This window comes from Streptomyces sp. UC4497 (assembly GCF_054871485.1).
The window spans coordinates 67,885-89,426 of sequence record NZ_JBTYHB010000021.1 but is presented as its reverse complement, the minus strand read 5'-3'; the positions used below and the strand labels follow the sequence as shown (position 1 = coordinate 89,426).

At 69.3% G+C, this 21,542-nt stretch carries 19 protein-coding genes; 9 read left to right on the top strand and 10 right to left on the bottom strand.

Annotated features, from left to right (window positions below):
• Positions 1–5: 5 nt before the first annotated feature.
• Positions 6–1,316: an ATP-grasp domain-containing protein gene (locus ACYSUO_RS26605; RefSeq protein WP_461778762.1), complete on the bottom strand. Its 1,311-nt coding sequence runs from the start codon at positions 1,314–1,316 to the stop codon at positions 6–8.
• Between the two features lie 266 nt (positions 1,317–1,582).
• On the opposite strand from ACYSUO_RS26605, the gene ACYSUO_RS26600 reads away from it, so the two are divergent.
• Both ACYSUO_RS26600 and ACYSUO_RS26595 read left to right on the top strand, forming a co-directional pair.
• Positions 1,583–2,551: an LLM class F420-dependent oxidoreductase gene (locus ACYSUO_RS26600; protein ID WP_461778761.1), complete on the top strand. Its 969-nt coding sequence runs from the start codon at positions 1,583–1,585 to the stop codon at positions 2,549–2,551.
• Positions 2,552–2,616: 65 nt separating this feature from the next.
• Entirely contained in the window at positions 2,617–3,183 is a 567-nt protein-coding gene (locus ACYSUO_RS26595) for a DJ-1/PfpI/YhbO family deglycase/protease (protein ID WP_461778760.1), read from the top strand.
• Positions 3,184–3,207: 24 nt separating this feature from the next.
• Here the strand turns inward: ACYSUO_RS26595 and ACYSUO_RS26590 are convergent, their stop codons facing one another.
• Positions 3,208–3,873, bottom strand: coding sequence for an HAD family hydrolase (locus ACYSUO_RS26590; protein ID WP_461778759.1), 666 nt, complete (start codon positions 3,871–3,873; stop codon positions 3,208–3,210).
• A gap of 287 nt (positions 3,874–4,160) precedes the next feature.
• On the opposite strand from ACYSUO_RS26590, the gene ACYSUO_RS26585 reads away from it, so the two are divergent.
• The 3 genes from ACYSUO_RS26585 to ACYSUO_RS26575 all read left to right on the top strand — a co-directional run bounded on the left by ACYSUO_RS26585 (position 4,161) and on the right by ACYSUO_RS26575 (position 6,782).
• Positions 4,161–4,487 carry a plasmid stabilization protein gene (locus tag ACYSUO_RS26585; RefSeq protein WP_461778758.1) on the top strand — a complete coding sequence of 109 codons (327 nt, stop codon included), beginning with the start codon at positions 4,161–4,163 and terminating at the stop codon, positions 4,485–4,487.
• Between the two features lie 40 nt (positions 4,488–4,527).
• On the top strand, positions 4,528–5,712 hold the full coding sequence (locus tag ACYSUO_RS26580) for a zinc-dependent alcohol dehydrogenase (protein WP_461778757.1): 1,185 nt from the start codon (positions 4,528–4,530) through the stop codon (positions 5,710–5,712).
• An 80-nt stretch (positions 5,713–5,792) separates the two neighbouring features.
• A complete protein-coding gene (locus tag ACYSUO_RS26575) occupies positions 5,793–6,782 on the top strand; it encodes an SDR family NAD(P)-dependent oxidoreductase (protein WP_461778756.1) in 990 nt (329 codons plus the stop codon).
• Between the two features lie 55 nt (positions 6,783–6,837).
• Here ACYSUO_RS26575 and ACYSUO_RS26570 read toward each other — a convergent pair whose 3' ends face one another.
• The 4 genes from ACYSUO_RS26570 to ACYSUO_RS26555 all read right to left on the bottom strand — a co-directional run bounded on the left by ACYSUO_RS26570 (position 6,838) and on the right by ACYSUO_RS26555 (position 10,062).
• Positions 6,838–7,974: a UDP-N-acetylglucosamine--N-acetylmuramyl-(pentapeptide) pyrophosphoryl-undecaprenol N-acetylglucosamine transferase gene (locus ACYSUO_RS26570; protein ID WP_461778820.1), complete on the bottom strand. Its 1,137-nt coding sequence runs from the start codon at positions 7,972–7,974 to the stop codon at positions 6,838–6,840.
• A 271-nt stretch (positions 7,975–8,245) separates the two neighbouring features.
• Complete coding sequence (locus ACYSUO_RS26565; protein ID WP_461778755.1) at positions 8,246–9,106, bottom strand: hypothetical protein; 861 nt, start codon at positions 9,104–9,106, stop codon at positions 8,246–8,248.
• Between the two features lie 125 nt (positions 9,107–9,231).
• Positions 9,232–9,669, bottom strand: a complete 438-nt coding sequence (locus ACYSUO_RS26560) for an RNHCP domain-containing protein (RefSeq protein ID WP_461778754.1) — start codon at positions 9,667–9,669, stop codon at positions 9,232–9,234.
• Between the two features lie 15 nt (positions 9,670–9,684).
• Complete coding sequence (locus tag ACYSUO_RS26555; RefSeq protein ID WP_461778753.1) at positions 9,685–10,062, bottom strand: RNHCP domain-containing protein; 378 nt, start codon at positions 10,060–10,062, stop codon at positions 9,685–9,687.
• Between the two features lie 776 nt (positions 10,063–10,838).
• Here ACYSUO_RS26555 and ACYSUO_RS26550 point away from each other — a divergent pair.
• Both ACYSUO_RS26550 and ACYSUO_RS26545 read left to right on the top strand, forming a co-directional pair.
• Positions 10,839–13,265, top strand: a complete 2,427-nt coding sequence (locus tag ACYSUO_RS26550; protein WP_461778752.1) for an McrB family protein — start codon at positions 10,839–10,841, stop codon at positions 13,263–13,265.
• Positions 13,262–14,581, top strand: a complete 1,320-nt coding sequence (locus tag ACYSUO_RS26545) for an McrC family protein (RefSeq protein ID WP_461778751.1) — start codon at positions 13,262–13,264, stop codon at positions 14,579–14,581. The genes ACYSUO_RS26550 and ACYSUO_RS26545 overlap by 4 nt, the downstream gene beginning before the upstream one ends.
• A gap of 2 nt (positions 14,582–14,583) precedes the next feature.
• Here ACYSUO_RS26545 and ACYSUO_RS26540 read toward each other — a convergent pair whose 3' ends face one another.
• Together ACYSUO_RS26540 and ACYSUO_RS26535 are read right to left on the bottom strand one after the other, a co-directional pair.
• On the bottom strand, positions 14,584–15,318 hold the full coding sequence (locus ACYSUO_RS26540) for a dienelactone hydrolase family protein (RefSeq protein WP_461778750.1): 735 nt from the start codon (positions 15,316–15,318) through the stop codon (positions 14,584–14,586).
• 170 nt (positions 15,319–15,488) lie between these two features.
• Positions 15,489–16,988, bottom strand: coding sequence for an MFS transporter (locus ACYSUO_RS26535; RefSeq protein ID WP_461778819.1), 1,500 nt, complete (start codon positions 16,986–16,988; stop codon positions 15,489–15,491).
• Positions 16,989–17,020: 32 nt separating this feature from the next.
• Between ACYSUO_RS26535 and ACYSUO_RS26530 the strand changes: the two genes are divergently transcribed.
• A complete protein-coding gene (locus ACYSUO_RS26530; protein WP_461778749.1) occupies positions 17,021–17,428 on the top strand; it encodes a hypothetical protein in 408 nt (135 codons plus the stop codon).
• 83 nt (positions 17,429–17,511) lie between these two features.
• Here ACYSUO_RS26530 and ACYSUO_RS26525 read toward each other — a convergent pair whose 3' ends face one another.
• Entirely contained in the window at positions 17,512–19,317 is a 1,806-nt protein-coding gene (locus tag ACYSUO_RS26525) for an alpha-amylase family glycosyl hydrolase (RefSeq protein WP_461778748.1), read from the bottom strand.
• A 31-nt stretch (positions 19,318–19,348) separates the two neighbouring features.
• Entirely contained in the window at positions 19,349–20,905 is a 1,557-nt protein-coding gene (locus tag ACYSUO_RS26520; RefSeq protein WP_461778747.1) for a hypothetical protein, read from the bottom strand.
• 272 nt (positions 20,906–21,177) lie between these two features.
• Between ACYSUO_RS26520 and ACYSUO_RS26515 the strand changes: the two genes are divergently transcribed.
• Positions 21,178–21,450, top strand: coding sequence for a hypothetical protein (locus tag ACYSUO_RS26515; RefSeq protein WP_461778746.1), 273 nt, complete (start codon positions 21,178–21,180; stop codon positions 21,448–21,450).
• Positions 21,451–21,542 lie beyond the last annotated feature (92 nt).

Here is a 21,542-nt window from a genome sequence, read left to right as displayed (position 1 = left end):
ATCGGTCAGGAAGCCTCTCGGTTCGGGGGATCGGTCGGGCTGTCGAAGCCCAGTCGCAGTGCCGCCACGCACTGGTCGTACTTCTCGCGCAGCTCCTGCTCGCTGTCGCCGCCGGTGAAGATGTGTGCCACCTCGTAGCTGTAGCTGTCCTGGCCGCCGATGTCGGAGAGGCGCTGCGCCTCGTCGGGCACGACGTCCACGCGTACCCCGGGGATCGACTTGGTCACTTCGGCGACCTCCTCGGCCGTGGGCACCTCGTGGACCACTCCGTCCGCGAACCAGCGGAAGTACCACTTGGCGGCCATCGCGTAGGGGCCTGCCCGGTGCGGCAGGGCGGGGTCCTCGCCGAGGGCGAGCGCCAGCATGCAGTGGTGGTTGGGTATCCCGTCGACGTAGGCGAACAGTTCGGCGTGCGACTGCGAGTGGCGCGGGTTGATCTCCAGGATGGCGAGGGTGTCGGTGCCCGGGTCGTAGAAGAACTCGATGCTGAACGTCGCCTCGGACATGCCGATCCGGCGCATCACCCTGGACGAGACGTCGCGTAGCCGCTGTTGCACCGGGTCCGGCAGGGCCGAGGGGTACTGGTGGCGCAGAAAGCTCGTGGATTCCGGGTAGTTGATCGAGTCGAGCACGCCGTAGACGGTGACCTCGCCCTCGTGCACGTAGCCCTCGACCGCGACCTGGACGCCGCTGAGCGCCTCCTCCGCGAGACACACCTGGGCGCCGACCCCGGCCATCTCCGGCGGCAGGTCGAGCCGGCCCAGTATGTGCTCGAAGGGGCGGCCGACCCGGTGGATGCCCTCCTTGATGTGCTTGACCGCCGAGTTGAATTCGTCCATGTCCCCTACGCCGTAGGCGAGTTCGGAGGAATAGGAGAGAGCGGGCTTCAGCCACATGGGGAAGGGGACGCCCTCGGGCGGCTGTGGTTCGGCCGCCTCCAGGTCGACACGACCGAAGCGTGGGTGCTCGTCGGCGACCTCCTCCTGGACGAGTCGACTCCAGTACTTGTGCTCGCACTTGACGATGGATTCGAGGCTCGTCGCCCGGGTGCCGTAGCGCTCACCGAGCAGAGCCACCAGTGTGCTCACCGGGAAGTCCCAGTAGCCGACGATCGCGTCGATCGGACCGTCGAACGAGTCGAGGGTACGGCAGGCACGGTCGATCAGATCTGCGACGTCCACCTCGCCCTCCTGCAACTCCTCGATGGTCAGCAGGCGGTGGAAGGTCATGGACTCCGCACCCGGAACGGCCTGGAGGGACGACAGATTGGCGTCGTCGAGTCCGAGTACGAAGACATTGCGGTGAGTTGGGCTCACGATCGCCTCCCCTGAGTCTGTGGTGCGGGCCTGAGTACCCGTCGGCTCCGGAGGCACACGTGGGGAGACGGTCGCCGTCATCGGCGGCACGACCGGCACCCGCTGACGCCGGCCGTCGGGGGAATCCCGCGGCCCGTGGGTACACGGGTCACTCGAGCCCGCTCGTGTGGTGAGCCCTGCCGGGATCGCGCAGGCTGATGAGGGCGGCGCCGAGAAGCCGCCGGCCCCGCCCTGGGCGCGCGACGACGCAGTGAGGAGAGCAGACAATGACGCGTTTCGGATACTTTCTGGCGAGCGAGGAGTTCACGCCCGCCGAACTGCTGGAGCAGGCACGCGCCGCGGAACAGGCCGGATTCACGTGTCTGGCCATCTCGGACCACTACCACCCGTGGACGGACGAGCAGGGGCAGAGCCCCTTCGTGTGGTCGATGATCGGCGCGCTCGCCCAGGCGACGTCACTGCCCGTGACGACGTTCGTCACCTGCCCCACCGTTCGCATGCACCCGGCGGTCAACGCCCAGGCCGTCGCGACCTCGGGCGTGCTCACCGGCAACCGCTTCCGGTTCGGCGTGGGCAGCGGTGAGGCCCTCAACGAGCACATTCTCGGTGACACCTGGCCGGCCGTCGACGTACGCCTGGAAATGCTGGAGGAGGCCGTCCAGGTCATCCGGAGCCTGCTGAGCGGCGACGAGGTCACCCACCGGGGCAAGCACTACACCGTGGAGAACGCCCGCCTGTACACGGTGCCCGACGAGCCCGTCCCCATCCACGTCTCCGCGTTCGGGCCCAAGGCCGCCGCGCTGGCCGGCCGGATCGGGGACGGATTCGTCACGATGACACCGGACGCCGATCTGGTGGAACAGTTCCGGCGCGCGGGAGGCGGCCGGAAGCCCGCGCTCGGCGGCATGAAGGTGTGCTGGGGCACCGACCGGGATGACGCGGTCAAGACGGCTCACCGGCTGTGGCCCACCCAGTTCCTGCCGGGCGAACTCGGCCAGGTGCTGCCCGACCCGGCCCATTTCGAGCAGGCGTCGACGCTCGTGGCCGAGGAGGCCGTCGCCGACGGCATGGTCTGCGGCGACGACGTGGACGAGCACGTCCGCGCCGTGTCGGCGTACGTCGACGCGGGATTCGACGAGGTGTACGTCGGCCAGATCGGGCCCGACCAGCAGGGCTTCTTCGACTTCTACCGCAGCGACGTCCTTCCGCGGCTGAACACGCTGAACGCCCAGTGACCCCGCGCGTGCCACGCACCGCGCATAAGGCCCGCACAGCAATCCCGCACAGAAAGGTGCACACCATGACCGACCGACGACTCGACGGCCGTAGCGTCCTCGCCCTCGTCACCAACTACGGCGTCGAGCAGGACGAACTGCTCGTACCGCCAAGGGAGTTGCGCAAGGACGGCGTCGACGTCACGGTCGCCGCGGTCAGCACGGACCCCGTCCGGACGTTGCAGGGGGACAAGGACCCCGGCGAGAGCGTGGACCCGGACGTGACGCACGAGGCACTGGGGGCGGCCCCGCACGACCTGCTGCTCATCCCCGGCGGCACGCTCAACGCCGACCAGCTGCGGCTGGAGACCGTCGCCGTCGACGCGGTGAAGGCGTTCGCCGCGAGCGGCCGTCCCGTCGCCGCCATCTGCCACGGTCCGTGGGCACTGGTCGAGGCCGACGTGCTGCGCGGCAAGACGCTCACGTCGTACCCCTCCCTGCGCACCGACATCACCAATGCCGGCGCCACGGCGTGGGTGGACGAACCGGTCGTCGTGGACGTGGCGGGCGGCTACCCGCTCATCACCTCCCGCACCCCGAAGGACCTGGACGCCTTCGTGGCGGCGATCCGCGAACGGCTGGCCCAGGTCTGAGTAGCGGAGGAGGGGCGCGGGGTCTCAGCGTCGCCCGAGTGCGCTGCCGTCGAGGTTCCTCAGCAGGTCCGCCGTGTCCGCGTAGACCTCCGCGGCCCCCGCGTCCTCCAGCTCGGCCCGGCACACTCCGCCGCTCAGTACGGCGATGGGCAGCACGCCCGCGCGGCGAGCCGCCCGCATGTCCCAGACCGAGTCGCCGACGAAGACGCTGCCTTCGGCCTGGGCTCCCACCAGGTCCAGGGCATGCCGGACCGGATCGGGTGCCGGCTTTCCCGCGTCCACGTCGTCGGCGCTCGCGGTCTCGGTGATCGCCTCGTCGGCGTCGATCGCCGCTCGGAGGGCGTTGAGTTCCGGCCCGCTGGCCGAGGTGGCCAGCACGACGGGCAGGCCGTCCGCGTGCAGGCGTCGCAGCAGGTCGCGGGCGCCGTCGAAGGGGGCGAGGCGTTCGTGCCAGGTGCCGTACAGGGCCTTGTGGCCGGCGCTGATGGCGGAGTCCTCGTCCCGGTCCCGGTCCTTGCCCAGCAGATGCTCCAGCAGGTCGCCCGAGCCGAGCCCGATGGCGCCGTGCACCGCGGTCATGGAGACCCGGTGACCTGCCTGGCGCAACGCCTCCCACCAGCACACCGTGTGCAGGTGATTGGTGTCCACGAGGGTGCCGTCCACATCGAAGACGGCAGCGTACGTACTCACGGTGGTGCCTCCTTGCGACGCCGAGCCACGAACGACCACTCGAAGCGCATTGTGACGCACCGTGTCCGTGAGGTACGGGATGGCGCCGCCGAATAGGAGTGCCCAGATGTCGACACCTGAACCGTCGGCGTACTCCGTGTCCGTGGTGTGTGCGCCGAAGCGCATCACGTGGCCGACCGTGGGTACGCGGAGTGTCCGCCACTACAGGAAGTGACGTCACGTGGCGGGATGTCGCACGGTATGAGCCCCTGGAAGAGGACCTTTGCCGCTCGACGAAAGGAACGGTCATGCCCGCAGGAGCGAACCGCAAGAGGGAACGGCAGTACGAACACGTCAAGGAGAGCGCGAAGCAGCGCGGGGAGTCCACGAAGCGGGCCGAAGAGATCGCCGCGCGCACCGTGAACAAGGAGCGGGCCCGCAGCGGCGAGTCCCGTACGGCCGGCCGCACCTCCACCAAGGACTCCAAGTCGGCGTCCGAGCGGGGCGGCGAACGTTCCCACCAGGGAGCGCAGGGCCGCACCAAGGACCAGCTGTACGCCGAGGCGCAGCGCAAGAACATCAAGGGCCGTTCCTCGATGAACAAGTCGGAACTGGCCAAGGCCGTGGGCCGCTGAACAGCCCCTGCACGTAACGCACTTCGGGAGGCACGTCGGCATGCGTGCTCTGACATGGCAAGGAAAGCGCGACGTACGTATCGAGGAGGTCCCCGACCCCCGCATCGAGAAGCCCGACGACATCGTCGTCCGTGTGACGTCGACCGGCATCTGCGGATCGGACCTGCACCTCTACGAGGTCTTCGGCCCCTACCTCGACCCGGGAGACATCCTGGGACACGAGACGATGGGTGTGGTCGCGGAAACCGGCCCCGAGGTGACGGGAGTGTCCGTCGGGGACCGGGTGGTGATTCCGTTCAACGTCTCCTGCAACACCTGCTGGATGTGCCGTCGAGGGCTGCAGTCCCAGTGCGAGACGACGCAGGTGAAGTCCATGGGCAGCGGAGCCGCTCTGTTCGGCTACACGAAGCTGTACGGGCAGGTTCCCGGCGGCCAGGCCGAGTACCTGCGGGTTCCCTTCGGCAACACGCTGCCCGTCAAGGTGCCGGACGGTCCTCCGGACGACCGGTTCGTCTATCTGTCCGACGTCCTGCCCACCGCCTGGCAGGCAGTGGAGTACGCCGACATTCCGCCCGGCGGCAGTGTCACCGTCCTGGGCCTCGGCCCCATCGGGGACATGGCGACCCGGATCGCCCGGCTGCGCGGCGCGGAACAGGTCATCGGGGTCGACCTCGTCGACACCCGGCTCGAACGCGCTCGCCGCAACGGCGTCACCACCCTCGACCTGCGCGAACACGACAAGGACCTGGGAGACGCCGTACGTGATCTCACCCAGGGCCGTGGCTCGGACGCGGTCATCGACGCGGTCGGCCTGGAGGCACACGGCGCACCGGTGGCCCAGGCTGCGCAGTGGGCCACGGGACTCCTGCCCGACAAGCTGGCCCGCCCCCTGATGGAGAACGTCGGCATCGACCGCCTCGGCGCCCTTCTCCCGGCGATCGACGCCGTGCGCCGCGGCGGCACGCTGTCCATCAGCGGCGTCTACGGCGGCGCCGCCAGCCCGCTGCCCCTGCTCACGATGTTCGACAAGCAGCTGCAGGTGCGTATGGGGCAGGCGAACGTGTGGCGCTGGATCGACGACATCCGCCCGCACCTGACCGACGACGACCCCCTGGGTGTCGACGGCTTCGCCACGCACCACCTCCCTCTGAACGAGGCCCCTGCGGCGTACGCGACGTTCCAGGCCAAGGAGGACGGCATGGTGAAGACGCTGCTGAAGCCGTGAGCACGCGACGCGGCGCCGAGGTGTCTGTCATGTCATCAACGCGCTCATCTCCAGAAGGTCAACCCTAGAAGGGCAACGCAATGACCGACCGCGCTCGCTACCCTGCCCGGCTCAAGGGGCCGGGGGCCCTGGTCACCGGCGGCTCCCGGGGGCTCGGGCTGTTCATCGCACGGCAACTGGCCGAGCGTGGCTGCGTCGTGACCATCGCCGCCCGGGACGAGGCCGAACTGGAGCGTGCGGCAGGCCAGTTGCGCGAGGAGACCGGCGCGACCGTGCATGTGGCGGTGTGCGACGTACGCGACCGGGCCGCCGTGCGCGAGATGATGCGCGCCACCCACGAACGCGACGGCCTGGACATCGTGATCGCCAATGCGGGGGTCATCCAGGTCGCGCCCGTCGAGGCGGTCGGTGCCGAGGAGTTCACCGACGCGATGGAGACGATGTTTTACGGCGCGCTGCACACGTCGTTGGAAGCGCTGCCCCATCTACGCGGGACCCGTGGACGTCTCGGTCTGATCGGTTCGGTCGGCGGCCTGCTCGGCGTACCGCACCTGCTGCCGTATTCGTGCGCCAAGGCCGCGGTGGGCGCTCTTGCCGAGGGCCTGCACGCGGAGGCGGCGGCCTCGGGCGTGAGCGTCACCGCCGTACACCCCGGACTCATGCGAACCGGCTCCCACCGGCAGGCGGAGTTCGGCGGCGACATGAGTGCCGAGTTCGGCTGGTTCAGCGCCGCGGCGGGTGCTCCGCTGCTGTCCATGGACGCGGACCGGGCGGCCCGCCGGATCGTGGACGCGGTGATCCAACGACGCGCCCGCCTGGTGCTCACCGCACCGGCCAAGGCGGCACAACTCGCGCACGGCGTGGCTCCCGCCCTGACGACCCGTCTGACGGGCCTCACCGCACGGCTGTTGCCGTCGGCGTCGGGGCGAGGCCCGTTGCGCCAGGGACATGAGGCCGGGGAGCCGCGCCACCGGATCGCCCGCAAGATCCGCGCCTGGGGCAGCGCCCGGAACGACCGCGCCGTCCCCGACGCCAACCAGCAGGAGCCGGGGCCCCGCACGAGTTCGTGACCCACTGCTGCCTGCGCCCGGGCCCGCGACTCCAGCGAGATCCGTCAGAAGGTCTCTAGCGGTCCACCACCGACAGCACGACATCGACGAGCTGCTCGGCGGCATCGGGGCGGCCTTGCGCGCGAGCGCGTGCGGCCATCTCGCTGCGCTGCGTCTCATCGGCCAGCAGCGGGGACACCGCCTCCTGCAACCGCTGCGGGGTCACGTCGCCCACCAGCGCGACCGCAGCACCGGCGTCCTCCAAGTGCCGTGCGTTGTGGGCCTGTTCGTTCCCGGCTGAGGTGGCGAGCGGTACGAGGACCGCGGCCTTGCCGAGTGCGGTGAGTTCGGCGATCGTTCCGGCCCCGCTGCGGGAGAGGACGACGTCGGCCAGGGCGAGTACATCGGGCAGCTCGGAGCCCACGTACGCGGTCAGGTGGTGGCGTGCGGCCAGCTGCGCGGGCAGTCCGGTGGCCGCTTCGCGCAGGCCCTCGACATGATCGGGGCCGCACTGGTGGATGACGTTGGCCCGCTCCAACAGCCAGGGCAGCACGGACCTCACCAGCTCGTTGATCTGCTGAGAGCCCTGCGCCCCGCCGGTGACGTAGACGGTGGGCAGGCGGCGGTCGAAGCCGGTCAGGCTCAGCACGTCGATGGCCTTGTCCGGCTGTCCGGACAGGACTTCGGGGCGTACCGGGTTGCCGGTCACCACGGCCCGGTTGCGGACGGCTTCCGGCAGCAGCGGCAGCGTGGACTCCGAGGACACGGCAACCCTGCTCGCGGCGCCGGCCAGCGTCTTGTTGGCCAGGCCGAGACGGACCGTCTGCTCGTGGACGACCAGCGGGACGCGGCACAACCGGGTCGCCGCGACACCCACGGGCACGGCCACGTATCCGCCGGTCGCCAGCACCACGTCCGGCCGGAAGGCGTTGATCGCCTTGCGGGCCTGCAGTACGCCGAGCGGAACCCGGCCCATGTCGGCGACGTTCGCCGGGGATGCCATCTTGATCGGGTTCTTCGACCGGCGGATCTTGCCCACGGCGACCGACGTGAACGCGATGCCCTCACCGGCCGCCACTCGTGCCTCCAAGCTGTCCTCCTTGCCCACCCAGAGGACTTCCAGGCCGCGGCCCGCGGCAGCCAGGCGAGCCTGAAGGGTGCGCACAGCGGTCAGGGCCGGGTACGTGTGCCCGCCGGTTCCACCGCCCGTCACGATCAAGCGGAGTGGGGGGTGAACGCTGCTCACAGGGGTGGCTCCAGTCACTGTCGAACCTTGCTCGGAATCGTGCCGGATCCGCACCCGGCCAGGGCCGAGCCTCCCACAGCCGCATCACCTCCCGACGACCGGCCGCCCGATAGGTGTGCATGTTCGGAGAATGTGACCGTCGATGCGCCGGCGCCACGTAGGCGGCCGGACAACGCCCGCCGGGGGGTTGCCATTTGAGGCATCGCCACGGACGCCGCCTGACACCTTGCTGCCGCGGTCAGCCGGACTGAAGCTCGCCGATGAGCCGTGTGGCTTCCTTCCGCGCCGGCTCCAAACGCGGGTCGGCCTCATGGGCGTACGGCCCCGCGACCTTCGCGCAGAAGAACAGTGCCATCAGGCGGCCGGATCTGCTCTCCAGGTCCGGCCGTCGCTCACGCCGGACGCGCTCCGCGAGGGCGGGGACCGCGAGCGCGTTGCCCCACAGCGTGGCCGCGTCCAGCCCGCGCGGTGCCATTCCCCAGTCCTCCCAGTCGATGACGCAGAAGTCCGGTCCGGTGACGTTGGCCCATGTCAGGTCGGCGTGTGCCGTAGCCCATTCCTGGGCCGTGGTGTCGGTGACTTCCGGGAAGGCCTGCCGGATCGTCGCGTCGACGAGGTCTTGAGTGATCGACTGGGTGTCCGGCGTCGCGATACGCGGAGTGACCTGAGCGGCGAGCGCGTCCAACGACGCATTCAGCCCGGCCCACCACGCGTCGGGCAACCCTGGGTCCTCGATCACCAGCGCCGCCTGCCCGACCGGTGGCGCGGTGACCAGCTCGGTCTCATCGGCCCGCCACATGACCGGCTCATCCTCGTCGCGCCAGGTCACTCCCGTGTACCAGAGCGGCATCGTCACGTCCTGCAAGACCGAGGCGGCCTCTGGTCCGTTGCCTCCCTGGGCGGCGATCCTCCGGAGGGACCGTCGCTCCACCCGCACCCAGGTGCCGCGGTCCGTACGGCCTCCCACCGACCGCCGCTTCCGGATCACGGAGTCCCGGTCGAAACGAACCTTCAGCGACCGCTCCACCCGGTCGAGCACGTCATCCACCGGTTCAACTCGCAGGTCAACCGCACGCGCAGCAGGCACCGACAGCGTCATGCGGGGACCGTAGCAAGCACCCTGCCTGCCGACGAGCTGGGCGATTCGGCGAGCAGCAGAGGGAGCGGGCCGGTACGGGGGTGTTGTTCCGTGCCGGCCCGCTCCGGTCGGGCCCGGCCCTCACCTCACAGCATCAGCAGCGTGCGGTGCGCCGCTCGGCCCGTGGCTCTGAGGGGGAGCACCGCGAGGCGCATCAGGACCAGGGCGTTGTCGTCGCCCGCGACGCGGTTGGTGGAGAGTTCGCCGCACGAGAGGCACTCGTGGACGATCAGCCACTCACCGTCCGGGCGGCAGGACACCGTCAGGGCGTCCATCCGGCCCCGGCAGTCCGACGCGCGGTCGCCGGGGATCCGGGCGTCCACGTGCAGGCTGGTCAGGCAGTTCGGGCAATGGTTGCGGTGGCCGCTGCCCGGGGCGTCCAGGGAGACCTCCAGACGGCAGCCCGCGCAGCGGAAGTCGCGGGTGCGGTGGCCGTCGCGCTGGTCGTGGAGGACGTCCTTGTCGCGCTGGCGGCGCCGCCGGTCGGCGGGGCCTTCGGACGACGTTCGGTTACGGCGTGGCATGCCGGTCCTCCCCGCTCACAGTGTTCCGAACGTTTCGAGGGGGAAGGGTGGTTGGGCCAGGGGCCGTACCGCCATCCGCATCAGCACCAGCTGGTTGTCGTCGGGGCTCACCGGGTTCGAGGTGAGCTCGTCGCACCGCACGCAGCGATGGACGATCATCCAGTCGCCGGTCCGCAGGACGGCGATGGCGATCGGTGACATCCGGCCGTGGCACTCGGTGCGGCCGCCCTGAACGTGGTCCAGGACGTGGCGCGAGTGCAGACACGAAGGGCAGTGGTTACGGCTACGGCCGTCCGGATCGGCGGTGGTCACGGTGAGACCGCACCAGGCGCAGACGAACGTACTGATTTTGAGGGTTGGACTGGGGTTGGGGCTGTGGGTGTGCTCGGACACCTGTGCTCCTTGCTGGGGAGTTGGTCATCGACAGCAAGAGCAGGCCGAGCGGCCTCGACGGCTGGATCGGTCGGTTATCCGCGGTGTGTACGAGCGGCACGTGCAGTACGTGCAGTTCCTGTCATACGTGTACGCGGTACGTCGCGGTGAGGCGCGCTCGGCGCGGGCCGGGTCATCAAGACACCCTCTCGGTGGGCGCGGGGCCCGGTGGTACGGAAATAAGCAGCGCGGCAAGGGTAGGCAGGCCGGTGGCGCGTATGCGAGTGAATATTTCCGCAGCTACACCGACGACGGCCATGACCAGCTCCGGAAAGCCCTCGCCGAGGCTCCGCGGGCCCTGGACGCACTACGGATGCTCCTCGAGGCACCGATTGACGCGCCCATCGACGACTGATCTAGAAGTCCTCGAGGTTGGACACGGCCACCCTCACCGCCACGGCACGCTCGCTCGCGGCTCAACTCCTGCCGGACCACTCCGGCGCCTGAACCGCCGGGTGTGCCACTCCAGTTGACGTATGGCCCACGGATCCGCCTCAGTAAATTTCGAACAATCGAGGCGTCTCTCTCCTGTGGCCGTGATCTCGTAGTGTCGAGCGGCTGACGTCTGGCAACACGTGTGGCGACGCGTGCCCATGCGTGCGGGAGGAGCAGGGAGACCGGTGGTGGAAGCAGCACGGCTCGATGAGCGGAACAGCCAGGAATTAACCCATCCCGTAGATACTCGGCTGGTTCGGCACGGGGAGCAGTGGTACCGGCTTTTTCCGTCGCGGGGCGAGGTGATCTGCCCGGTCTCCGGTACCACCCTGCACCACCGGAAGGACTGCTCCCACCTCACCCCGTCCGACGAGCCGCGCTGGACCAAACGCCCGGATCCCGAAGGCGACTTGTGGCAGCGGCTGTTGGAGGCGGGGGCGGACGAGCGGGATCCGGCACGTGAAGAGTTCTCCCGGGCGAACGGCCTGCTGAACGCAGCAGGCCGACCGGTCACCGTGCCGTGCAGCAACTGCGCCCTGGTGCCCGTGGCCGTAGGTGATTCACGGGTACGTCGTACCCTGCCGCTCCACGAAGCGGTGGCCGCCGCGGACGGTGGACTGTGGGCAGCGAGCGTCGCCGCAGCGGAGGAGCAGGCGGCCGCGGTGCGGGAGGCGTTTCCCCTCACGGACTGGCCCGAGTTGCCGCTGGAACGCTATGCCCTCGGTCATGCGCAGTCCCGTGGCTCGTTCTGCCATCTCGCGGAGTTCCAGACCCCGGACCTCGGCAGTATCGCCGGAGGCAATGCGGGCAAGCACATCATCTATATGCGCAACACCGGCGAGTGGCACTTCGACCCGCGCTACGCAGAAGTGGACGAGGCATGGGCCGCTGTCCGCGCCGGCTTCCAGGAGGCTTTTACGGCGGCGAGTGAAGGAAGACTGGCCGACATCGACGAGCTCGAAGCGCTGCGCTCCGGTCCCGCGCTCGTGGCGAAGGCCGTCCACGTCTACCACCCGGACCTCATTCTGCCCATCCACAGCCGCGACCACGTGCGGCACTTCATCGCCCTGCTCAGCGGCGAATCGCCGCCCCGCCTCGAGCCGTTCGCGGCCCATGCGCGGCTGAAGGAGCTGGTCGACAACGAACCGCTCCTCAGCGGCTGGGCACCGTCGGAGATCGCCTCCTTCCTGTACTGGTGGGCCGACCCGCGTCCGTCCCACGCCATCGTCAAGGTGGCCCCGGGCGAGGCCGGGCGCTACTGGCCGGACTGCGTGGACGGCGGCTACATCTGCCTCGGCTGGGACGACATCGGAGACGCCACGCGTTTCGCCGACGAGAAGGAACTGCGCGGCGCCTTCCAGGCCGCCTATGCCGACGAATACCGCGGCCACCAGGGCACCGTCACGAAGAAGGCGCGAGAAGTCTGGAAGTTCAGCCGTCTTCAGCCCGGCGACCGGGTGGTGGCGAACCGCGGAACCAGGGAAGTCCTCGGCGTCGGGACCGTCACCAGCGCCGGCTACCAGTGGCGGCCGGAGCGTCCGGAGTACCGGCACACCGTCGCTGTGGACTGGGACCAGTCCTACGCGCAGGAACTCCCGGAGCCGGAGAAACGCTGGGGCATGGTCACCGTCGCCGACGTCCCCCACCGCTTGTGGAGGTCCATCCGGCAGGGCAAGGCCACGGGCCAGGGACAGGGCCAGGGGCGACACCAGGCACCCGAATCGGCCACACCCATCGATGTCGAATCCACCCCCACCGACCCGGTCCTCCTCGACGTGGCCGATGCCCTGGCCCGCAAGGGACAAGCCGTGCTCTTCGGACCGCCCGGTACCGGCAAGACGTACACCGCCCTGCGCTTCGCGTACTGGTGGCTGACCGAGCGACTCGGTCACCTCGAGTCGGCACCGCACGCCGAGTACGGCAGTGACGAATTCCGCGCCGCGATCAACACACTCTCGGACCCGGCGGGCCGCGCGGCCGCTCACCTCACGCAGCTCACCTTCCACCCGTCCTACGGCTACGAGGACTTCATCGAGGGATTCAGGCCACGGCCCGGTGGCTCCGGACTCGACCTGGTCATGACGGCCGGCGCGTTCAAGAATGTCTGTCTCGCGGCGGTCGACGACCCCGACAACCCGTACCTGCTGCTCATCGACGAGATCAACCGCGGCGATCTCCCCAAGATCCTCGGCGAGTTGATCACCTTGCTCGAACGGGACAAGCGAGGCCTGAAGGTCCGGCTCCCGCAGAGCGGCGAACCCTTCACGGTCCCTCCGAACGTGGCCGTCCTCGGCACCATGAACACCGCCGACCGCAGCATCCGGCTCCTGGACTCCGCCCTGCGCCGCCGCTTCGCCTTCCTGGAACTCATGCCGGACGCGACGGTCCTGGAGGGCTACCACGTCGGTGAACTCCACCTCGCCGACCTGCTGACCGGGCTCAACTCCCGTATCCGCACCCAGGTCGGCCGCGAACAGCAGATCGGCCACGCCTTCTTCCTCGACCGCGGAGTACCTCTGGCCACCGAGGCACACCTGGCCACCGTGATCCGTAACGACCTCATGCCGCTGCTCCAGGAGTTCGCCTACGACGACTACGGCGTCCTGGCCGGATTCCTGGGAACGGCGATCGTCGACGTGGACAACCACACCCTGCACGACCTCGACGACGACGAACTGGTCGCCGCGCTCTACGCGGAACTCCAGGTGGGTACAGGCGACCCCGTATGACCACGGGTCCAGGGCGTCGTGTCATCGTGCTCAGCGAGTACGAGTCCCGCGTGGTCGAAGGCGCACAACTCACCGCGCGGGACCGAGATTTGACGGAAAGCCCCGCACTCAACCGTCTGATCACGCTGCGCTCCCTCGACCGGGACCGGCTGGAGATCCGAGCCGACTGCCACGTGGGTGTGGTGGAACTCGACGCCATGGAGATCCGTGTCGTGCCAAAGCTCGTGGGCGGAAACCTGAATGTGCTCCGGATGATGGAGTACACCTCGGCCACGACGGCTGCGCACCAGCTCGACATCCCCCGCACCCTCGAAACCGGAGACCCTCATCTGCGGGACCTGATCTGCCATCTCCTCAATCGCACCACCGCAGCCCTGCTTCGCCACGGCCCCCGTCGGGACTACCTGACCCGTACGGACGCCCTGCCCGTTCTCCGCGGCCGTCTGCTCCCCACCCGGCAACTCCTGCGTCGGCATGGACGTCTCGACCGCCTGGAGTGCCGCTACGACGAGCGCTCCACCGACATCCCGGACAACCAGCTGTGCGCCGAGGCGCTCTCCCTCGCCGCCCGCACGGCCTCCGACGTGTCGATCCGGTCCCAATCACGGCGCCTGGCAGCGGACTTCGCCGCACTCTGCGATCCGGCCCGCTATCCGCACGGCCACGATCACGACTACGGCCGCCACAACGAGCACTACCGGCCGGCGCACCGATGGGCCCGACTCCTCCTGGCCGGTGCGGGCATCCACGTCCTCTTCGCCACCGGCGCCGCCGACTCCCGTGTCTTCCTACTCGACATGAACACCCTCTTCGAGGACTTCGTCACCCGCCTGGTGTCCCGCGCCCTCGCCCCGCACCACGTCACGGTCCACGCCCAGTCCCGACACCAAGGGATCCTGGTCCACGAAGACACTGGCGCAACACACACCGAACTCCGCCCCGACCTGCTCCTCACGCAAGGACACGGCCCGACGGCCCGCCGCCACCCGATAGACATCAAATACAAGCTCTACGCCCAGCGAAAGCTCTCCGCGGCGGACCTGTACCAGTCCTTCGCCTACGCCCACACGCTCGCGGGCACGCACACCGACGCGTCCGCGACCGCCACGTGCACCCTCCTCTACCCGTCGGCGGGCCCTGCGGCGCCCCGAAGTGTGGCCGTCCGCCCCGTCACCGGTTCCCGCTCGGCGCGAATCACCGCGTACCCGCTGGACGTTGCCACCATCCTCGACGCCTTGACGGCAGGCGACGCCCCCAGCGCCTACAACGGACTCGCTCCAGCCCTGCTCCAGCCCTTGGACGGGACTACAGGCTGATATCAGTCGACGTGCGTCGCGGGCAGGCACTCGGTGAGGAGGTCGACGACGTCGCGCCAGGCTCGTTGCGCGTGCTGTGGGTGGTAGCCGACGCCGGGGACCGTGGGGTGGTCGACCGGTGGGTGGTGGAAGGCGTGCAGAGCGCCGCCGTAGACCGTGAGGCGCCAGTCGACGCCCGCGTCCTGCATCTCAGCGGTGAACGCGTCCCGTTGCGCGGGCGTCATGATCGGGTCTTCCGAGCCGACCCCGGCCCACACCGGGCAGCGAATGCGCGCCGCCTCGCCCGGTCGGCCCGTGGTCAGTGCGTTGAGGGTCCCGATCGCGCGCACGTTGACGCCGTCGCGCCCGAGTTCCAGCGCAATGGCGCCCCCGGTGCCGTAGCCGACGGCGGCTATCCGGTCGGGGTCGGTTCGCGGTTCGGCGCGCAACACGTCGAGCGCCGCATGACCGATACCTCGCATCCGGTCGGGATCGGCGAGCAGTGGCATGCAACGGGCCAGCATCTCCTCGGGGGTGCTCAAGTAGCGTCCGCCGCCGTGGAGGTCGAAGGCCAGGGCGATGTATCCCAGCTCGGCGAGGGCATCGGCCCGGTGGCGCTCGACGTCGCTGAGCCCTGTGCCCTCTGGCCCGAGCAGCACCGCGGGCCGGCGGCCGGCGCCGGCCGGGAGTGCGAGGTGCCCGATCATCGTCAGGCCGTCGGCCGGGTACTTGACCGTACGCGTCGCAATTGTCGTCATGGGGCTGGACGGTAGTGATCGTCGAGCCCGGTCCGGCCGCTGTTCTGCCGCCGGCAGAGCGGCGGTCGGTCCCGAGACGCGGCGCGGGTGCGTGCCTCTCGCTGTCCAGTGGGTTGTCATGACCCGCTCTCCTTTTGACGGTGTATGCAGGGGAGTTGGCCAGGCCGGGGTCACACGACGGCGTGGGTGTCGGCGGGGTTCTTGGTGGCGATGCCGTGCTGTTCGTCCTCGGGGCGTCCCTGCTTGGGCAGCAGGAAGGTGATCGCGAGGAAGGCCACGAGCAGGCATGCCTGGACGATCAGCGCGCGGTGGAAGCCGCTCGTGAAGTCACCGGTCTTGGCCTGGGCGAAGAAGACCGACCCGAAGATCGCGACGCCGATGGATCCGCCGACCGCCTGCACGGCCGACAACACACCGGAGGCGGAGCCGATCTCGTCGTCGTCGACGGCGGCGAGGATGAAGCTGAACAGGGCGGCGATCACCATGCCCGCTCCGATGCCCGCCACCGTGATGCCGGGGGCGATGTCCCAGATCGAGAACGAGGCGGAGTTGAGGCCGTCCAGTTCGAACCAGAGCAGAGCCGCTCCGGCCAGCTGGATCAGCGGGCCGATCTGCAGCACCTTGCGGCCGATCTTGTCGGCGAGGAACGCACCGCTGACGGCACCGCCGATCGCGGTGCCGATGGCGAGCGGCAGGTTGCCGAGCCCCGCGTCTCCGGCGGTGAAGTGCTGACCGATCTGGAGGAACAGGGTGAGTACGAGCTGCGTGCCGATCAGGCCGCCGAAGAACAGGGCGATGCCGCCGAGCCCGACGGTGAAGGCGGGCTTGCGCAGCAGGGCGGGGGTGACCAGCGGTTCCCGGCCCGCCGAGGCCGTGCGGCGCTGTCGTACGGCGAACAGGGCGAAGCCGATCGCGGAGGCGGCCATGCACAGCCACGTCCACAGCGGCCAGCCGTTCTCCTGCCCCTGGTTGAGGGGCAGGACCAACAGGGCGCAGGAGAGCACGACCAGGGCGGCGCCGGTCATGTCGACCCGCACCGTGCGGTCACCCGGCTTCTTGCATACGAACTTCGCGGCGATGATCAGTGCCGCGAGGCCGATGGGCAGGTTGACCAGGAACACCGAACGCCAGCCCAGGCCGAAGAAGTCACCCTCGATGAGGAAGCCGCCGAGGACCGGGCCGATGATGCCGCCCAGACCGAGGACGGGGCCGAAGATCGCGAAGACCCTGGTGAGTTCGGGCCCGGAGAAGTTCTCGCGCAGCAGGCCGAGGCCCTGGGGCAGGAGCATCGCCCCGGCGGTGCCCTGCAGCAGCCGGAAGACGATCAGTGACGCGATGTTCGGTGCGATGGCGCACAGGAGCGAGGCGGCGGTGAAGGCGGTCAGGCCGATCAGGAACATGCGGCGGCGCCCGTAGCGGTCGCCGAGCCGGCCGCCGAGCACGAGCCCGGCCCCGAGGGTCAGGGCGTAACCGCCGATGACCCACTGCAGGCCGACGGAACTGGCGCCGAGGGATTCCTCCAGCGCCGGTCCGGCGACGTTGACGATCGACGCGTCAAGGAGATCCATGATCTCCGCGATGATCATCACGACCAGGATCAGCCACCGCCATCGGTGGGGTTCGGTGGTCTCGCCGGTGGTCTCGTCGGTGGTGGGGGACGGGGCGCGCATCCTGGATACCTCCATGGTGAAACAATTCCACGATGAAGGTAAAGTGGTGTCGGTGGGTTGTCAAAGCGGTCGCCCGCATCGTCTCCCTGTGCAGCGGCGCGCACATCCAGGAACGGACGGACGAGTTCTTCGGCCCGCTCGCCGGGTGCCTTGATGCCGTGATGGCGCAGCACCACCCATCGCCCGGAGGGCCGACCCTGCCGGAGATCGCTGCCTGCCGGAATCATGGTGGGCGGTCTCCTCATCGGCCGGTAGCGGCGGCTGAGAGGGTGGGTGGGCTCCCGGACAAGCCGGTGAAACCGCTGCGCGTGTGGCTCAACCCGAATCACGGCCGCCCGGCGCTGGACGTGCTTCCTTTCGACCTGGTGTGGGCGACGACGTGGGAGGAGGAAGCCAACGCCTTCGCCGCGCTGACGGCATGGGCAGCCGGCCTGGACTGACTCCAGGACCCATCGATAGCGCCCGTAATGAGGGCCCGAACGATCATCACGGTGACTACGGGACAGCTTTTACAACTCGTCCCTCATTCGTCCTGGGACAGGATGATCGCGCTGTACGGGCCGAGCCCGAGCGTCCCTGAGCAGGGCATGTCGTCGAGTCCCGGTCCTTCGGCCGAGAGGTCGAAGGCGGCGTGGTTGCCGAAGGCGGGGTCGTAGCCGGACCAGTCGCTGTTGAAGCGGACCCGCCAAGTGCCTCGGCGGGGGAGGCCGATGGTGTAGTCCGGGTAGGCGCGGTTGGCGAAGTTGGCGAGAACTATCGTGCTGTCGCGGGGGCCGCCGTGGGCGTAGCGGTGGAAGGCGATGACCTTGTCGGTGTTGTTGAGGTGGTGGACCTGGACGCCTTGGCCGCGCAGCCCGGCCGTGCGGTCGGTGTGGTTGCGGCGAAGCGTGATGAGGTCGCGGTGCAGTTGCACGATGCCGGTGTGGTGGTCGCGGCGGGACCAGTCGAGGGGGACCCGGTCGTCGAACGTGCCGTCCTCGAGGAATTCCTGGCCCTGGAAGAGCATGGGGATGCCGGGGGAGGTGAGTACGAGGGCGGCGCCGAGCGTGGAACGCTTCTTGGCGTACCAGCTGTCGGCGTTGCCGGGCCAGATCGCCTCGGGGACGCGGAGGTTGCCGTTGAGACGGCCGACCTCGTCGTGGGACTCCGTGTAGACGACCCGGTGGAAGGCATCGTCGCCGTAGCGGTGCTCGATGGCGCGGCGGACGGCGTGCATGTCGCGTGAGGCGTCGTCGGCGGCGATGACCGCGGCCCGTACGGGGTGGACGAAACCGGCGTCCCATTGGGAGTCGAAGCCGGCCCCGGCGGGCGTGCGTTCGGTGATCCGGGCGTCCTGGTACATGTCCTCGGCGACGCTGAGCTTCCACGGCTGGCGATGGTTGATGTCGTCGTTGATCCAGCGCATCAGGCCCCAGCCGTCCGCGAGTTCGGCGCCACCGTCGGAGTTGCGGATGTACGAGGTGGCATCCCAGCGCAGGCCGTCCAGGCGGTATTCCTCGAGCCAGTGCAACGCGTTGTCGCGCAGGTACTGGCGGACCTCGGGCCGGCCGAAGTCGGGGCGAGTGGCTCCCCAGGGTGTGGCTGCGCGGCCGTCGTTGTAGAAGTAGATGCCGCCGCCGGCGCCCTCGTGCCAGCCGTCGAAACGCCACAGGTCGAGGTCGCTCGGGCCGAGATGGTTGTAGACGATGTCGAGCAGTACGGCGATACCTCGTTCATGCGCTGCCTTCACCAGGGCTTTGAGGTCTCGTGGACCGCCCAGATCGGTTTCGACCGCGAAGGGGGCGGACGGGTTGTAGCCCCAGGAGAAGCCGCCCGGGAACTCCGCAGCGGGCATGAGCTCGATCGCGTTGACGCCCAGGTCCGCCAGATGCGGGAGCCGCGCGATGGCGTCGGCGAACGTGCCCGGCCCACCCTCCGGCAGGTCGTTGAAGGTGCCGATGTGCATTTCGTAGATGACGAACTCGTCCCAGCCCGGAGTGCGGTACGGGGCGTGGCCCCACTCGAAGTCCGGTGCAGTGACAAGGGAGTTGCCGTTCGACCCGGTCATGGCGCGGGCGTATGGATCGGTGCGCCACAGCTGGGTGCCGTCCATTGTCGTGATCACGTACTTGTACTCGTCGCCCGGTTTCGCCCCGGGCACGTCCGCCGACCAGTACCCGTCGCTCTCGCGGTGCAGTGAGGCCCCGGTGACCGGCCAGCCGTTGAACGAGCCGGTGACGGAGACGGCTCGGGCGTGGGGTGCCCATACCCGGAAGGCCACGCCGTCCGCGTACGGCATGGACCCCATCCCGGGGCGCAGGGAGGGAGTTGGCGTGTGCGTATCGCTCATCACTGCGTCCGTTCCGAGAGAGGAAGTCCCGTCAGAAGCCGGAGAAGATACGGCGGAACAGATCCATGGCCTCGTCTGCCCAGCCGATGAGACGCAGGGTCGATGTCAGGTTCCCCGGCGGCTGGTTGATCAGGGTGTCGTTACGGATGAGGCGTTCGAAGTCGATCAGTACCGGGTCCTGGCGCGGGGTGCGTCCGTCGGGCCGGAAGAACTGGACGCCTGCCAGCCGCATCACACTGATCACTTCCTGGGCGATGATGCCGTACCCGACCGTCGTCGGATGGACACCGTCGAGCGAGAACAGGCCGCCATCGGTGCGCCGTCCGTCCTGGCCGGCGAGGAAGTGCGAGTTCGGCGGTGGGGTCATCGCCCGCAGCGCGGGCGGCAACTCGTACGGCTGCCACCAGTGCGGACGCGCCGACAGGTCCTCCGCGTACCGGCGGGTCGCGAGGCGGTCCAGCAGGCCGCAGGTCTCCAGCAGGTACCAGTCCTTCCCCTGACGCCGGGCCTCTCGGACCTCCTCGGTGATCGCGTCGTTGTACTCGTCGATCGCGCTGTCGACCTGCTGCGCCTCCGAGCCGGTGATGCCCGGGTCCCGGCCGGGATCGAAGTCCCGGTCACTGATCCATGGGCGGGTGTAGTACGGGTAGTACGCCGAGCCGGGCGTGGTCTTCCCCGCCACACCACGTGCGATCGGAGCGATGGTGACGTGCGGGACCGTGCACCAGATGACATGCCGTGCCTTGATTCCGGAGACCGCGGAGGCGACTTCACGCAGCTCCGCCTTGAAGTGTTCCGGCCGCCAGACGGTGAAGCGGCCCTTCTGATCCAGGTCGTCGAATCCGGGGTCCTCGCTCCAGACCACCTTGAGTTCGGTCACGGCCTGCAGGGCGTTGTTCGCCCCCAGGAAGACGACCAGCGTCTCGATGCCGTGCTCGGCGCCGGTGCCGTCGGTGTCGTTGCCGAGCGCGGCAGCCGCGCCCAGTTGAGTGAGGGACCCGGCCACCGGCGGCTGGGTCGGCAACGCTCGCAGGGCGGCGCGCTCGCCGGCGTTCTGGACGATCTGCTTGATCGGATCGTCCTTGGGCACGTCGATCCGTTTACGGCACTCGTCCGCCGACTTCGAGAGGGCGTCGCGCAGATCCCACCCGAACACGGCGAGGTTGTGCATGATGGCCGTGGTCGAGGGCACCGCCTGGCCGGGGCCCCGCTCCCAGTAGTCCTCCACCCGGTCCATGAGACCCCGGGCCCGGAACGCCGCGAGCGGCACTTCCCACCAGTCCACGTCTTGCCCGTAGCGGGCTTCCAGGTCACGCAGGAGCAGCTCGATGTTGAAGGGCAGCCCGCCGACACCCTCGTACAACGGGTACCTGAACTGTGCGACGGACCCCAACTCGTAGGCGACGATTGCCGGATACGACAGGCCGGTGTTGAAGATCGCTCCACTCTGGAAGCCCTGTGTCAGCGAGTCCCCCATCGCCACCAGGCGGTGCCTCGGCTCTCCCTGCCAGTCGTGATCGACCTCGACCCCCACCCTGGGGTCGGTCTCGGGCTCGCGCGGCCCCTGTCGGCGTACGGAATCGGCCATGATTCCCCCTGGCCCATCACGGTGCACCGGCTGTGCCCTCGCAGGGCTCATTCCTGCGTAGCGCAGCCCGGCTCGGAGCGGCACATCCCGTACGGGAGATACGCACAAGTTGGTGTCCTCCGCGTGCTCACCGCGTGCCACGTCCCGGGCATCGCGGCAGCGGTGACGTCGCGGTGACGGTCCGGTGACAGCCCCCCACCTAGGGTCGGCGGGTTGGTGACCGCGAGCATTCCGTTCAGAGGCGGCACCACAAAGTGTCCGGGGGAGAGAGCGTGGCCGAGGCCGAAGTCATCGTCCAACTGCGTACGTCGACGGGTCCCGCCCAGGCGGGCACCGCTGACGTCCTGGACATCCGGAGCCTTCTGGAGCGGCGCTTCGGAGTCGAGGCGGAGATGTTGCACCCGGGAGCGGACGCCCCGGATCTCATCGGATGGCAACGGATCGCCGTCCCCGCCGGCGTGGACGCCGAGGCCGTCGCCGCGGCCCTGCGCGGCCACCCGGCAGTCGAGGCCGCCTATGTGAAACCACCGGCGGACCTTCCGTAACGTGGTGAAGGAGTCAGCTGTGCCACAGCGATCAGGTGCGGGGAACAGCCGGGGAACCGACCGCCCGGCTCCAGAATTCGGACCACTCTTCG